Below are 15,924 nucleotides of genomic sequence, written 5' to 3'. Positions count from 1 at the left end.
GGCGAGCCGGCCCGGCGGAGCCGGCGGACAGCCAACTCCTTTTGGACACGCAGCGTTTACATGCGTTCGACCCGTCGACCGGCGGGACTTGTTATGGTGTTACTCATTGGTAGCAAGTTGAGTGGGGGGGCGCGGGGAGGCCTGCGGCCATTTCGCCGCCGGGCTGGTGGCGAGGCGGATGACCTGGCAAAGGGGCCCGGTCGACAGCTTCTGCGCGTGTGCATCACGCGCCCGTCGAGCTCCGGTTCCCTCACCCGCTGACCCGGACAGGTGGAACTCGACGCATGGCTCGTACCCTGGTCGAATTACTGACCGTACACGCCCAGCAACAGCCCGACCGCACCGCCTACCGGTACCTCCTCACCGGCGACTGCGACGGGGACACCCAGGAGATCTCCTACGGACAGCTGGCCCGCCGCTCCCGGGCCGTCGCCGCCTGGCTCCAGGACCGTGGCCTGGCCGGCTCGCGTGCCCTCCTGCTCCATCCGCCCGGCCTGGAGTTCGTCTCCGCCTTTTTGGGCTGCCTCGCCGCCGGCGTGGTCGCCGTGCCGGGGGTGCCCCCGAAGGGACGGTCGCAGAACCACCGCGCTCTCATCCGGATGAAGCGTCTGATGGCCGACTCCGACGCCAAGGTGATCCTCGGAAGCCGTGAAGTCGTCCGCGCCTTGCGCACCTGGACCGAGCACCTGCCCGACCTGGACGCGGTCACCTGCGCCGCCACCGAGGACATCCCCGACGACGCGGCCGGCTCCTGGCACGCCCCCGACCTCACCGCCGACTCGGTGGCCTTCCTGCAGTACACCTCCGGCTCCACCTCGGCTCCGCGCGGTGTGGCGGTCACCCACGGCAACCTGCTGGACAATGAGCGGATCATCACCGAGCGGATGGGGCACACCCCGGACGTTCTCGCGGAGCACGACGGGGAATTGATCCTCAGCTGGCTCCCCGTGTACCACGACATGGGTCTCATGGGCCCGGTGCTGAACACGCTGTACCTGGGCGCCACGGCCACGCTCTTCTCGCCGCTGCACTTCCTGCAGAGCCCCGATCGCTGGCTGACCGCGATCAGCCGCTACCGGCCGCACACCAGCGGCGGCCCGAACTTCGCCTACGAGCTGTGTCTGAAGCACGCCACCGCCGACCTGGTCGACAGCCTCGACCTGAGCGCGTGGAAGGTCGCCTTCAACGGCGCCGAACCGGTGCGCGCGGCCACGCTGCGACGATTCAGCGCGGCCTTCCGCGCGGCCGGCTTCCGCCATCAGGCGTTCTACCCCTGCTACGGCCTGGCCGAGGCCACCTTGATGGTCACCGGCGGTGCGGTGGACGCCCCGCCCACCCTGCTGGAGGCCGCCGAGACCGGCCCGCACGCCGGCGAGGCGGACGCGGCCGCCGTGGGCTGCGGCCGGCCCGGGGCCGGGATCACCGTGGTGATCGCCGACCCTGAGCGGCAGGAGGAACTGCCCGAGGGCGAGGTCGGCGAGATCCGGGTCGCCGGCGCGAGTGTGGCCAAGGGTTACTGGCGCAACACCCTTGCCACCCGCGAGACCTTCCGCGCCACCCTGTCCGGCCGCGAGGGCCGCTTCCTGCGCACGGGCGACCTCGGCTTCCTGCGGGACGGCGAACTGTTCGTCACCGGCCGCCTGAAGGACCTCGTCGTCATCGACGGGCGTAACCACTACCCGCAGGACCTGGAGCTGTCCGCGGAGTTGTCCCACCCGGCACTGCGGCCCGGCTGCACCGCGGCGTTCTCCGTGGACGCCGGCGGCGTGGAGGGCGAACAGGTCGTCGTGGTGGCCGAGGTGGCGCCCGAGGCGGCCGGCGAGGCCGAGAAGATCACCGACCTGGTGCGCAGCGCGATCGGTCAGGCCCATGGCCTGTCGGTGAGGGACGTGGTGCTCGTCCGCCCCGGCACCATCCCGAAGACGTCCAGCGGGAAGATCCAGCGCCACGCCTCCCGGGCGGCCTACCTCGACGGCACCCTCGCCTCGGTGGACGTGCCCGTCACGGGATGACCCCACCAGCCGCCGGCGCGCCCGCCCGCGCCGGCCGCACGTCCGTCGACTTCGGCCGTACATCACCCGATCTCAGCCGTACGCCGCTGCCGCACGCGGTCGTGCGGAATCCGCCCGCGTCACCGTTGCCTGAGGACACCTGCCCAGATGCCTGCGAACGAGCCCCGGAAGCAGTCCACCATCATGCCGCTCACCACTGCCGAGGACGTACGGGCCTGGCTGGGGTCGGCCGTCGCCGAGGCCGCCGGGCTCGACCCGCGAGCCGTCGACCCGGACCGGCCGATCGCGGAATTCGGGCTGGGGTCACGCCGGTTGGTGACGCTGGCCGCGGAACTCTCCGCACGGACCGGCCGACCACTGGAGCCGTCGCTCGTCTTCGACCACCCCACGATCGCCGCGCTGGCCGACGCGGTCCTCGGCGGGCCGCCCGCTCCGACGGCCGGCCCGGTCTCCGCCGAGGCTCCGCCGCGGGCGGCGGACGGCGACATCGCCATCGTCTCCATGGCCTGCCGCTTCCCCGGTGGCGCCGACGATCCCGAAGGGCTGTGGCGGCTGCTCGCGGCCGCCGAGGACGCCATCTGTGAGGTACCGGCGAGCCGTTGGGACACCCAGAACCTCTACGACCCCGACCCCGAGGCCACCGGCAAGGCGTACACACTGCGTGGCGGCTTCCTCGACGGCATCGACCGCTTCGACGCCGCCTTCTTCGGGATCTCGCCACGAGAGGCCGACGCCATGGACCCGCAGCAGCGGCTGCTGCTGCAGACCAGCTGGGAGGCGATCGAGCGGGCCGGGATCGTCCCCGCGACGCTGCACGGCAGCCTCACGGGCGTCTACATCGGCCTGTACGACAGCGGATACCTCGCCGCCGCCTCGCTGGCCCAGCTCGACGGGCACGTCGGCACGGGCTCGGCACCCAGCGTGGCCTCAGGGCGCATCGCCTACACCCTCGGTCTGCAGGGCCCGGCGGTCACCGTCGACACCGCCTGCTCCTCCTCCCTCGTCGCCCTGCACCTGGCGGCCCGCGCGCTGGCGGCAGGTGAGTGCGACCTCGCCCTGGCGGGCGGCGCGAGCCTGCTGGTGACCCCGCGGGGACACGTGGAGTTCAGCAGGCTGCGTGGGCTGTCGCCGTCCGGGCGGTGCAGCCCCTTCTCGGCCGACGCGGACGGCGTGGTGTGGGCGGAGGGCTGCGGTGTGGTGCTGCTCAAGCGGCTGGCCGACGCTCGCCGCGACGGCGACCGGGTGCTCGCCGTGGTCAAGGGCTCGGCCGTCAACCAGGACGGCCGCAGCCAGGGTCTGAGCGCCCCCAACGGCCCGGCGCAGGAACGGGTGCTGCGCGCCGCCCTCGACGCCGCAGGACTCGCACCGGACGACGTGGACCACGTCGAGGCGCACGGCACCGGCACCCGGCTCGGCGACCCCATCGAGGGTCGCGCACTGGCCGCCGTGTTCGGACCGGGCCGCCCCGCCGACCGGCCTCTCGGCCTCGGCTCGCTGAAGTCCAACATCGGTCACACCCAGGCCGCCGCGGGCATCGGCGGCGTGATCAAGACGGTGCTCGCGCTCGGGCACGAGCTCATGCCACCGTCCCTGCACGCCGAGCCCCTCACGGAGCACGTCGACTGGGCCGGCAGCGGCCTGGCCGTGCACGGCAGCGCCCGGGCGTGGCCGCGCGACGCCGCCCGCGTGCGGCGGGCCGGGGTGAGCGCGTTCGGCATCAGCGGCACCAACGCGCACGTCGTGCTGGAGGAGGCACCACAGGACGTCGTCCCACCGGCCGGGGCGGAGGCGGAGTCGCGCGGCCCGACGCTCTTCCCGCTCTCCGCCCGCACGCTCCCCGCGCTCCAGAGCCAGGCCGGCCGACTTCACGCACGTCTCGTCGGGCGGCCGGAGTTGCCGCTGCCCGCCGTGGCGGGGACGCTGGCCCACCACCGCACCCACTTCGAGCACCGTGCCGTCGTCCAGGCGGCCGGCCGGGACGAACTGCTGAGCGCGCTGCGGGCCCTCGCGGAGGGCCGGCCCGATCCCGACCTGACCGCCGGCCCCCGGCGGACGCTGCCCGCGGGCAAGGTGGCCTTCGTCTTCCCCGGTCAGGGCGCCCAGTGGGCCGGCATGGCCCGTGACCTGCTCGAACGCGATCCCGTGTTCGCCGACGAACTCGACCGCTGCGACGCCGCCCTGCGACCGTTCACCGTCTGGTCCGCGACTGCGGCTCTGCGCGGTGAGGCGGGAGCCCCGTCCCTGGACCGTGTGGATGTCGTCCAGCCGCTGCTCTTCGCGGTGATGGTGTCCCTGGCCGCGGTGTGGCGGGCCCGCGGCGTCCGGCCGGACGCCGTGATCGGGCACAGCCAGGGCGAAGTGGCCGCGGCCTGCGTCGCCGGCGCGCTCAGCCTCAACGACGCGGCCGCGGTGGTCGCCCTGCGCAGCCGGGCCCTGGCCGAGCTGTCCGGCACCGGCGCCATGGCCTTCGTCGGCCTGCCGCACACCGAGGTCGTCACCCGCATCGGGGGTCTCGGTGGCCAGGTCTCGGTCGCCGCCGTGAACAGCGGCCGGGCGACCGTGATCGCCGGTGACGTGGAGCCGCTGGAGGGCCTGCTCGCCGACCTCGACGGGGAACAGGTCTTCGTCCGTCGCCTCGACGTCGACTACGCCTCCCACAGCGCCCGGGTCGAGCAGGTGCGTGCGACGATCCTCGACGAGCTCGACGGCGTGACCACGTACCCCACGTCGGTCGTCTGGTACTCCACCGTCACCGGTGAGCCGGTCACCGAGGAGCTGGAGGCCGACTACTGGTACAGCAACCTGCGCGAGCCCGTCCGCTTCGCTCCCGCGGTGGAGCGCATGGCGGCAGACGGCTACCGCCACTTCGTCGAACTCAGCCCGCATCCGTCCCTGCTCACCGCGATGCACACGATCGGCGAGGACCTGGGCCACGAACTGGTCGTCGTCGGCTCCCTCCGCCGCGACGAGGACGGACCCGCCTGTCTGGACCGCGCCGCCGCCGAACTGCACATCCACGGACGGCGGTTGGACTTGCGGTGCATGGTCGCCGACACCGCGTGGGCGGACCTGCCGACCTACGCCTGGGACACCCGGCGCCACTGGATCGCACCCGAGTCCGCTTCGGTCGGTCCGGGCCTGTTCGACCGTGCCGCGCACCCGTTGCTCGGCGTCCAGTTGCAGTCGGCCGACGAGACCCGCTGGACCTTCCGCAACGAGTGGTCCCCGGCCACCGCTGACTGGCTGTCCGACCACACCGTGTTCGGCCGGACCGTGATGTCCGGCACGACCTTGCTGGAGCTGTGCCGGGCCGCACTCGCCGTGGCCCGCCCGGACGAGCCGGCCGACGTGACCGACCTGCTGTTGCTCGCACCCCTCGTGCTGCCCGCATCCGGCACGGTGGAGGTGTCCGTCGAGGTGGTCACCGCCGGCCCGGCACCCGAGCTCACCGTGCACAGCCGCCCGCGCGGCCAGGAGGCCACCTGGACCCAGCACGCAACCGCCTCGGCGGCCGGGACGACCCCGGTGGCGGGGCGGCCGCCGACGTGGCCTCAGGCGGCGGAGCCCGCCTGGAGCCCGGACACATACGAGCGCCTGACCGGGCTCGGCCTCGGTTACGGTCCGGCCTTCCAGGGCGTACGGGAGGCGGTGGTGACCGGCGCCGGCGAGCTGCTGGCCCGGCTGTCGCTGCCGTCCGTGGCCCACGACCCGGCCGATACCTACCCGGTGCACCCCGCGCTGCTGGATGCGGCGCTGCACGTGGCCGCGGCCCTCGAAGGAGGCGCCGCCCCCGATGGCCGGGTGCTCCTTCCGGTCGCGGTGGGCCGCGCAGCGCTGTCGCACCGCGGCGCCGACGACCTCACCGTGCTCGTGCGGCGCACCGCCGCCACCGAAACGGATCTCACGCTGGACGTGACGCTGTGGGACGCCGACGGCCTCCCCGTGGGCCGGCTGGAGGGGGTACGGCTGCGGGCCGCGAGCCCGGCGGATCTCGTCGGCGGTTCGGGCAACGGGCGGCACCTGTACGAGGTGGCCTGGACGTCCGCGCCCGAACCGAGCGTCCAGCAACCGGCCGGTGACTGGACGGTCGTCGGCGATCCGTCCGATCCGGACGTCGTCGCGGCCCTGCGCGGCCTCCAGGCCGCGGGGATCCCATGTCGCGACACGGGTGGCGACGTGCTCGTACGGTTCTGGCCACCACCGGCCGAGGACGCCGAGACGGCCGCCGCCGCACGACAGGTGACGGAAGCCGCGCTGACCGAACTGCAGACACTCGCCGCACAGGAGAAGGCACCCACCCGGACCGTCTGGGTGACCCGCGGCGCGGTCGCGGCCGACGACCGGGACACCGTGCCGGGCCTCGCCCAGTCGGCGCTGTGGGGCCTGGCCCGCAGCGCCCGTGCCGAGCATCCGGACCTCGGGCTGACGCTGCTCGACCTCGAGGACACCGATCCCGCGGCTGCCCTGCTCGCCGCCGTCGCGCACCGGGACGAGCCCGAACTCGCCGGGCGCGCGGGCACCTTGCTCGTGCCCCGGCTCGTGCGCGCCCGCGCCGCCGACACGGACCGTGCACGGACACCCGTCGACGGCACCGTACTGATCACCGGAGGCCTCGGCGCCGTCGGACGCCACATCGCCCGGCTCCTCGCCGAACGGGGCGTGCCCCGCCTGCTGCTGACGTCCCGGCGCGGAGCCGACGACCCGCGCGCCGCCGAGGTCGTCGCGGAACTGGCGGCGCTCGGCGCCGCGGTCGAGGTGGCGGCCTGCGACGTCGCCGATGCCGCGGCCTTGGCCGACATCGTCGGTCCAGTCGCCGGCGAACTCCGCGGCGTCGTGCACTGCGCCGGCGTCCTGGACGACGGAGTGGTCGCCGAGCTGACCCCCGAACGCCTCACGCGGGTGCTCAGCCCCAAGGTGGACGGCGCCACCCACCTGCACCGGCTCACCGCGGACGCGCAGCTCGACTTGTTCCTGCTGGTCTCCTCCGCCGCCGGTGTCGTCGGCAACGCGGGCCAGGCCAACTACGCCGCCGCCAACGCCTTCCTCGACCAACTCGCCCAACACCGGCGCGCCTCGGGTCTGCCCGCGGTGTCGATTTCCTTCGGCGCCTGGGCGGGCGAGGGTCTCGCCGCCGAACACGCCGACCTGGAGCGGATGGCCCGCCTCGGCCACCGCGCCCTGCACCCGGAACAGGCCCGCGAACTCGTCGAACTCGCGCTGCGCCGGGGCGCCCCGCACCTGGTCGCCTGGGCGCTCGACCTGGCCCGCCTGCGTGAGACCACGGCCGGTGCGGCCGCGCTGTGGCGCTCCCTGCTGCCCGCGCCCCGCACCGGGCAGGACGGCGCGGACGGCCTGGCGGACCGGCTGGCCCGGCTGCCGGAGGCCGAGCGCGCCGACCGCGTCCTGGCCCTGGTCCGCGAGGAGGCCTCCCGCGCCCTCGGTCTGCGCTCGGCGGAGTCCGTCCGCGCCGACCAGCCACTGCGCGACCTCGGCATGGACTCGGTGACGGCGGTGGAGCTCCGTAACCGCATCGGCGCCCGCCTCGGCTCCCGGCTCCCGGCCACCCTGCTGTTCGACCACCCCACCCCCGCCCGCCTCGCCGAACACCTGCTGGCCACCGTGATCGCGACGAGCGGCCCCACCGGCCGCCGCCCCGCCGCCGCGCCGCACCCCCGCACCGTGGCGCACGACGAGCCGGTCGCCCTGGTGGCCATGGCCTGCCGCCTGCCGGGCGGCGTGGGTGACCCGGAGGAGCTGTGGCAGCTGGTCGCCGAGGGCCGTGACGCGGTCGGCCCGTTCCCGGCCGGGCGCTGGGACGTCGAGTCGCTGTACGACCCCGACCCGGAGGCGCCGGGCAAGTCGTACGCCCGGGAGGGCGGCTTCCTGGACGACATCGAGTCCTTCGACGCGGGCTTCTTCGGCATCACCCCGAAGGAGGCGGCCGCCATGGACCCGCAGCAGCGGCTGTTGCTGGAGACCGCGTGGGAGGCGCTGGAGCGCGCCGGGATCGTGCCCGCCGAACTGGCGGGCAGCACCGCCGGCGTGTACGTCGGCATGTTCGGCAGCGACTACCTTTCGGGCTCGCGGCTCGACCAGTTGGACGGGTACGTCGGCACCGGGTCGGCGCTCAGCGTGGCCTCGGGCCGGCTGGCGTACGCGCTCGGGCTGCACGGCCCGGCGCTGACGGTGGACACGGCGTGCTCGTCGTCCCTCGTCGCGGTGCACCTGGCGGCGCAGGCGCTGCGGTCGGGCGACTGCGACCTGGCGCTGGCCGGCGGTGTGACGCTCATGGTGACCCCGCAGACCTTCGTGGAGTTCAGCCGGCTGCGGGGCCTGTCCCCGACCGGCCGCTGCCGCTCCTTCTCCGACGACGCCGACGGCGCCGTCTGGGCGGAGGGCGCCGGCATGCTCGTACTGAAGCGGCTGAGCGACGCGCGGCGGGACGGCGACGAGGTGCTTGCGGTGCTGCGCGGCACGGCCGTCAACCAGGACGGTCGCAGCCAGGGCCTGTCCGCGCCCAACGGCCCGGCGCAGGAACAGGTGATCCGGCGGGCCCTGGAGCTGTCCGGCCTCGAACCCGCTGACATCGACTACGTGGAGGCGCACGGCACGGGCACAACGCTGGGCGACCCGATCGAGGCGAACGCCTTGGCGCAGGTCTTCGGTGCCTCCCGCCCCCGGCACCGCCCGCTGTACCTGGGCTCGCTCAAGGCCAACCTCGGGCACACGCAGGCCGCCTCGGGCATCGCCGGACTGATCAAGGTGGTGCAGTCGCTACGCTACGGGATGCTGCCGGCCACCCTGCACGCCGGCACACCGAGCCGGCACGTCGAGTGGTACGGCAGCGGCCTGCGCCTGCTGCAGGAAGCCGTGCCGTGGCCGGCGGCGAAGGCGCGCGTCCGGCGGGCCGGCGTCAGCGCCTTCGGGATCAGCGGGACCAACGGCCATGTGATCGTGGAGGAGGCCCCGTCGTCCGCGCCGGAGCCCGGTCTCGCGGGTGAACAGCCGTCTGGCAAGCGGCTGTTCACCCTGTCCGGGCGGAGCGAGGCCGCGCTGCGCGGGCAGGCCGCACGGCTGGCCCGGCACCTGACCGGGGACACGCCGCTGCCGGACGTCGCCTACACCCTGGCCCGGCACCGCAGCCACTTCCCCTGGCGGGCGGCCGTCACGGCGGGCGACGTGGACGAACTGCGCGCCGTGCTGGATGCGTTGAGCAGCGGACGAACGCAACCGGCCACGCCGCGGGAGGAGCAGTCGGGCAGGGTGGCCTTCGTCTTCTCCGGGCACGGCGGCCAATGGCCCGGCATGGGCATGGAGTTGCTGGCCGGGTCGGCGGCGTTCCGCGAGGAGCTGACCCGGATCGACGAGGCGGTGCAGCGGCACGTCGGCTGGTCGGTGCTCAACGCGCTGCGGGCACCGGAGGAGTTCTCCCCGCTGTATCGGACCGAGTGCCTGCAACCGGTGCTGTTCGCGGTCGACGCGGCGTTGGCCGCCGCGTGGCGGGCCCTCGGCGTGGTCCCGGACGCCGTGGTCGGGCACAGCCTGGGCGAGATCGCCGCCGCGTACAGCGCGGGCGCCCTCGGCCTGGACGACGCCGTGGCTGTGGTGACCGGTCGGGCCGAGGCCGTCGTCCCGCTGGTCGGGCAGGGTGGCATGGTCGCGGTGGAACTGCCGCGGGCGCGGGTCGAGGAACTGCTCGCCCCCTACGCGGGCCGGCTGTTCGTCGCCGCGGTCAACAGCGCGGGCTCCACGGCCGTCTCCGGCGCCGCCGACGCGCTGGCCGAGCTGCGCCGCGGGCTCGAGGAGCGTGGGATCGCCGTACGACGGCTGTCGACGCCGTTCGCCTCGCACACCCCGCTGATGGAACCCCTGCGCGAGGAGCTGCTCGACCGCTTCTCCGGCATCCGGGGCGCACGGGCGTCGACCCCGCTGTACTCGACGGTGCTGGCCGAACCCGTCTCCGGCGACCGGCTGGACGCCGGGTACTGGTACGCCAACCTCAGACAGCCCGTCCGGTTCGCCGACACCGTCCGACGGATGCTGGACGACGGCTACCGCTACTTCGTCGAGCTCAGCCCGCACCCGTCGCTGCTGTCGTCCATCGAGGCGGTTGCGGCCGAAGCCGGCATCGACGTGGCCGGCGTCGGCTCGCTGCGCCGCCAGCAGGACGGACCCGGCATGCTGCTGCGCGGGGTCGGCGAGCTGTACGTCGCGGGCCACACGCCCGACTGGCCCGCGCTGTTCCCGCAAGGCCGTCGCGTCGATCTGCCGACGTACGCCTTCGCCCGCGAACGCCACTGGCTCACGCCCGCCCCGGCCACAACCACGGGCTCCTCACCGCTCCTCGGCACCCACCTCGAGTCCAGTGACGAGCCCGACCGGCACCTGTTCCAGAGCGACATCGACCTGCGGGACAGCCGCTTCGCCTATCTGAGGGACCACCGGGTGGACGGCGAGGTCTGGCTGCCCGGCGCCGCCTTCCTCGACATGGTGCTGGAGGCGGCCTCGGCGGTGCAGGACGGGCGCCAAGTCCACCTGAGCGAGATCGAGTTCGTGCAGCCGTTGCGGATGGATCCCGAACGGCCCGTACGGGTGCAGCTGGTGCTGCGGCCCGCCCGGGACGGCTTCCGGTCCTTCACCGTCGCCTCCGCGGGCGTCGGCGAGCGGAGCCCGCGGTGGGTGCGGCACGTCGGCGGACGCGTCGCGGTGACCGGCGAGCAACCCCCGCCCGACGCACGGCTCGACGACTTGCGGCTCACCACTGTGCGTGAGCAGTGCACGCAGGATGCGGACCTGCCGGCGGTGTACGCCGGTCTGAGCGCCCTCGGCATCGACCACGGCCCCGCCTTCCGGGGCCTGGAGCAGGGCCGCCGCGGCCACTCGGCGGCCCTGGGCCGGCTGGCCGCCAGGCCCGCCGCGGGTCATCTGCTGCATCCCGCGGTCCTCGACTCCGCCTTCCACACGGCCGCCCTGCCTCAGGACGCGCCCGAGGGCCGGGCGTTCGTGCCCGCCGGGGCGGGGCGGCTGCGGTTCACCGGCCGGCGCACCACGCCTGCCTGGGCCGGCTGCGCACTGCGCTCCGTGTCCGGCGACACCGCCACCCTGGACATCAGGATCTGGGACGAGGACGAACAACTCGTCCTGGAGATCGAGGAGTTCCGGCTGGCCGCGCTCTCGCCGCCGGACGGCGCCCTCTTCGAGACCCGCTGGCACCCGCGCCCGGTGGCGCAGGAACCGCCGGTGAAGGGAAGCTGGCTGATCCTGGCCGACGACACCGGGGTGGCGGATGCGCTCGGCGAGCGGTTCGGGTCCTCGGTGCCGCATGTCTTCGCCCGCCGGGGCAACGCCTTCGCCGTCGAGGGACCGGGACGCTACGTCCTCGATCCGGCCGACCCCGACCACCTGGCCCGGCTGCTGGAGGAGGCATTCGCGGGCGGACCGCCCGAGCAGGTGGTGCAGCTGACCGCCCTCGACGCCCCGGCGATCGCCGACGCCGGATCGGCCGAGCAGGCGGCGCGACTGTGCTGCCTGAGCACCCTGCACCTGGTGCGCGCCCTCGTCGGCCGTCCGCAGGGCCGGGCTCCGCGCCTGTTCGTGGTCGTACGCGGCAGTCAGGCAGCCGGCGACAGCACCGGGGTGACCAACCCGCAGCAGGCGCTCGCCTGGGGCTTCGGGCTCACGGTGGCGCAGGAGTACCCGGAGCTGTCGACCACGCTGATCGACCTGCCGCCCACCGACGGCGTCGACGCCCTGTGGACCCAGCTCAGGCACGCCGACGACGAACGGCTCGTCGCGCTGCGCGGCACCGGCCGCCTGGTGCCGCGCCTGGCCCACACCCGCCCGGACGACGGCCATCACGGCGAGACCTCAGTGGACGGTGTGCACCTGATCACCGGCGGTCTGGGCGGCCTCGGCCGCGTCGTCGCCGAGCGGCTGGCCCGCCGCGGGGCCCGCCGACTGGCTCTCCTGAGCCGGGGCACGCCCGACGCGGAGGCCGGCAACTGGATCACGGGTCTGGAAGAGCGAGGCGTCACCGTGCACCTGGCCCGCGCCGACGTCGCCGACCGGGAGAGTCTCACGGCCGCCCTGGACGCCGTACGGCACGCCTGCGGCCCGGTCGCCACGGTCGTGCACGCCGCTGGTGTGCTCGACGACGCCACGGTGGCGAACCTGACCGACGAACGCGTCCTGCGCGTCCTCGCCCCGAAGGTCCTGGGCACCGCTCTCCTCACCGAGCTGATCCCGGAGGCCCGGAACCTGGTCCTGTTCGCCTCCGCGGCAGGACTCCTCGGGTCGGCCGGGCAGAGCCCGTACTCGGCGGCGAACGCCTTCCTCGACGCCTGGGCACACCACCTTTCCCACTCGAAGCGCCGGGCGCTGAGCCTGGACTGGGGTGCCTGGGCCGGGGTCGGCATGGTCGGCGAGTCCGGCATCCGGGCCGCCGAGACCGGCCGCTCGGGCCTGGTCGCGTTCTCGCCGCAGGAGGGCGGCGAGCTGTTCGAGCGGGTCCTGGCCACCGCCCGCCGCCAGCTCGCGCCGATCGCCCTGGACCGGGAGGTGCTGACGCTCGTCCCCGACGCCGTGCGCACCCGCCCGATCCTGGGCGACCTGGTCACCGTCCCGGCGGGCACGGCCGCCTCGGACGACCTCGTCACGAAGGTGTTCGCGGCGACGACCGACCAGGACCGCGCCACCTGGCTGGAGGCGTACGTCCGGGCCCGGGTCGGCGAGGTCTCCGGAGGAGCGGTCGACGCGTCGGCGACCACGGCCCTGAAGGAACTGGGCTTGGACTCCCTGATGCTGGTGCGGTTGCGCAACGCCTTCGTCCGCGAACTGGGCGTGGCGCCGTCGGCCGCGGACGTGTTCGCGGCGTCCGACATCCGCGGCCTCGCCCAGGCCCTGGCCGAGGGCCTTCCGGAGCGGGGCGCCGTGGCGCGGCAGGACTCCGGCGACCTTGCCCGGGAGGTCCCGGAGACCGAACTGCGGCCCGCGACGCGCGACGTCGTACGACTGCTGCGCAGCGCCCGGCCGGGCATGCCGGACGCGGCGCACGGCATCGGCCTCGCCGCACGGCTGACCGCGCCGACCACACCGGAGACGCTCACCGGCATCCTCACGCGGCTCGTCGCGCGACACGCGGCCCTGCGCACCGCGATCATCACCGGGGAGGAAGGCGTCCGGCAGCTGCGCGTGGACCGGGAGCCGGCGGAGCCGGTGCTGCGCTGCACGGCCGTCGAAGGCCCACTCGACGGCGCCGAGTGCCTGCGCGCCCTGATGGAGCCGCCGTTCGACCTGGCGACGACACCGCTGTGGCGGTTCGAGCTGGTGGACGGTGGCACACACGGCCAGATTCTGGTGTTCGGCGCCCACCACGCGGTCAGCGACCTGCAGTCTCTGCTGCTCGTGGCCGGGGAGATCGACGCGGAACTGTCCGGCACCCCCCTCGACGCCGCCGTCACCAACCGCGACATCGCCCTGCTCATCGAGGCCCAGCAGGGCGGCGAGGGGGCGGGCGCCGAGTGGCGCGAGCACTTCCACGGCAGCGAGCGGCTCGACCTGGAGCTGGACCGGCCGACCCCGGCGACCCGGTCGTACCGGGCCGGCAGCGTGACCGCGACGATTCCCGACGGGCTGATGGAACGGGTTGCGGCGGCCGCGAGCAGGCTGGCCGTCACTCCCGCCGCCTTCTGCCTCGGCACCCTGACGGTGCTGCTGGCCAGGAAGCGGGAACGGGAGCGGTTCGTGCTTGCCGTGCCCGTGGACACCCGCATCCACGCCGACGCGTACGACGCGGTGGGCTTCTTCGGCGTGCCGGTGCCGTTCCCGGCCGAAGCCCGCGCGGGCGAACAGGTGGCCGAGGTGCTGCGCCGCACCGACGCGCGCCTGCAGCGCCTCCTGTCCAAGGGCGCCATGTTCACCGACGTCCTGGCCACCCTGGCCCGGCAGGGCCTGCACCGGGAGAACGCGCCGCTCGTCGAGGTCTACTTCAACTACGTACAGTCCTCGCGCCACCTCACCCGGCTGGAGGTGTTGCCGGCCGGCACCGGCTACTCCGACCTCGACCTGATGATCACCATGACCCCGAACGCGGCACGCATCCGGCTCGACCACAACGTGGACATCCTGGACGCCGCGGCCACCGCCGAGCTGGGGGAGGAGTTCCTGCGGTTGCTGGGGGAGGCCGCTGAGGACCCTGCGGCACCGGCGCGCGCCGGCACCGCGGCTCCCGCGGGTACGGCGCCCGCACCTCGCCGGTCCCTGGCCCTCGCCGCCACCTTCGCCCTCGGCAACCTCCCGCTGATGTGCGAGGCAGCTGTCGAGAACGGTGCCGGGGACGGCGGACCGGCGATCACCGAGGCGCCGTACCACCACGTGCTCGCGAGTCTCCAGGACCCCTCGGGTGTCTTCGCCGACCCCGCGACCGCGGTGGGTGCGGTGCTGCTGCGGGCGGTGGACCTGGAGCGCTTCGGCCCGGTCGACGACGCGCTGCTCGCCGAGCTGCGCACCGCCTACCCGACCGCGCTGAAGGCCCTGTCGGAACGCACCCGCAAGCCGCTGATCGTCGGCTTCCTGCCCGCCGCCCGTCAGGAGGACCGACTGACGCAGTGGGAGCGCGAGGTCGCCGCCGACCTGGCCGGGCTGCCCGGCATCGCGGTGCTCGGCTCCGACGACTGGACCCGGCACCACCCGGGCGGGGAGCGCTTCGACGAGCGGACCGAGCGGCTGGCCCACCTGCCCTTCACACCGCCCTTCCAGGCGGCCGTGGCGCTGCGGCTCGGCGAGGTCGTACGGGCGGTGCTGCGCCCCGCGCCCAAGGTGATCGCGGTGGACGGCGACGAGACCCTGTGGGGCGGGGTCGCCGGCGAGATCGGCCCCGAGGCCGTCGACCTGTCCGGCCCGCGTGCCCTGCTCGCGCGCAGGCTGCTGCAGTGGCGCGAGACGGGCGCGCTGCTGGCGCTCGTCAGCAACAACGACGAGGTCACAGTCCGCGCCGTCCTGGAGCGCCCGGACAGCCTGCTGAAGGCGGAGCACTTCAGCGTGCTGTCGGCCGCCTGGGGACCGAAGCCGCGCCGCCTGGCCGAGGCCGCACGCACGCTCGGCCTCGGCCTGGACAGCTTCCTGTTCCTGGACGACAACCCCGCCGAGATAGCCAAGGCGCGCTCCGCGCTGCCGCAGATGCTGTCGGTGACCTGCCCGCCCGCGGACGAACTGGAGGAGTTCCTGGACCGGTTGTGGCCGCTGGTCCCGGCGGCGGCGACCGCCGAGGACGCGCTGCGGGCCGGGTTCTACGCGCAGGAGCGGGAGCGGGAGACCGTCCGCGAAGCGGCCGGGTTCGAGGAGTTCCTCGCACAGCTGGAGCTGGAGGTCGACGTCCGGGCGCTGTCCGAGGCCGACGTACGGCGGGCCGAGCAACTCGTCCGCCGCACCAACCAGTTCGCACTCCACTCCCGGTCGGCCGACGGCGGCGACGTCACCCGGTGGCGGGAGCGGGGCGAGGTGTGGACGGCGGCGGCCCGGGACCGGTTCGGTGACTACGGGCAGATCGCCCTCCTCGCCCTGTGTGCGGACCGCGACCAACTCGAGGTCATGGGCTGGCTGATGAGCTGCCGGGCGCTCGGCCGAGGGGTCGAGGAACGCCTGTTGCAGTGGCTGGCCGACCGTGCCGAGGAACTGGGCTGCACGAAAGTCCGGCTGACGGCGGAGCGCACGGAGCGCAACGTACCGGCACGGCGACTGGTGGCCGCGCTCGGCGGCGGTGACCAGGACGACGAGAGCCTGGAGGCCGTGGTCGCACCGGACCACCTGAGGGCGTTCCGGTCCTGGGAGCAGCAGTGAGGACGTGCCGCAGCAAGCAGGCGAGGACTTCCTCGGATGTCGGAAGCAAGGGATAAGGACGCGCACATCGTGAAGG

The 15,924-nt window shown here is 74.3% G+C and carries 2 protein-coding genes; both read left to right on the top strand.

Going from position 1 to position 15,924, the window contains the following annotated elements:
- The first annotated feature begins 284 nt into the window (after positions 1 to 284).
- Positions 285 to 2,012 carry a fatty acyl-AMP ligase gene (locus ACZ4N4_RS26830; protein WP_467592986.1) on the top strand — a complete coding sequence of 576 codons (1,728 nt, stop codon included), beginning with the start codon at positions 285 to 287 and terminating at the stop codon, positions 2,010 to 2,012.
- Positions 2,013 to 2,159: 147 nt separating this feature from the next.
- Positions 2,160 to 15,848 carry an SDR family NAD(P)-dependent oxidoreductase gene (locus ACZ4N4_RS26825; protein ID WP_467592982.1) on the top strand — a complete coding sequence of 4,563 codons (13,689 nt, stop codon included), beginning with the start codon at positions 2,160 to 2,162 and terminating at the stop codon, positions 15,846 to 15,848.
- The last annotated feature ends 76 nt before the right edge of the window (positions 15,849 to 15,924 follow it).

The sequence above is a fragment of the Streptomyces sp. NPDC026538 genome (genome assembly GCF_055567535.1).
Note: the sequence above shows the minus strand (reverse complement) of the source record. Positions and strands in the feature narration are given on the sequence as shown.

Excerpts from the sequence above, each read along its gene's own strand:
- ACZ4N4_RS26830 (WP_467592986.1), top strand. The coding sequence starts at position 285 with ATGGCTCGTACCCTGGTCGAATTACTGACCGTACACGCCCAGCAACAG.
- ACZ4N4_RS26825 (WP_467592982.1), top strand. The coding sequence starts at position 2,160 with ATGCCTGCGAACGAGCCCCGGAAGCAGTCCACCATCATGCCGCTCACC.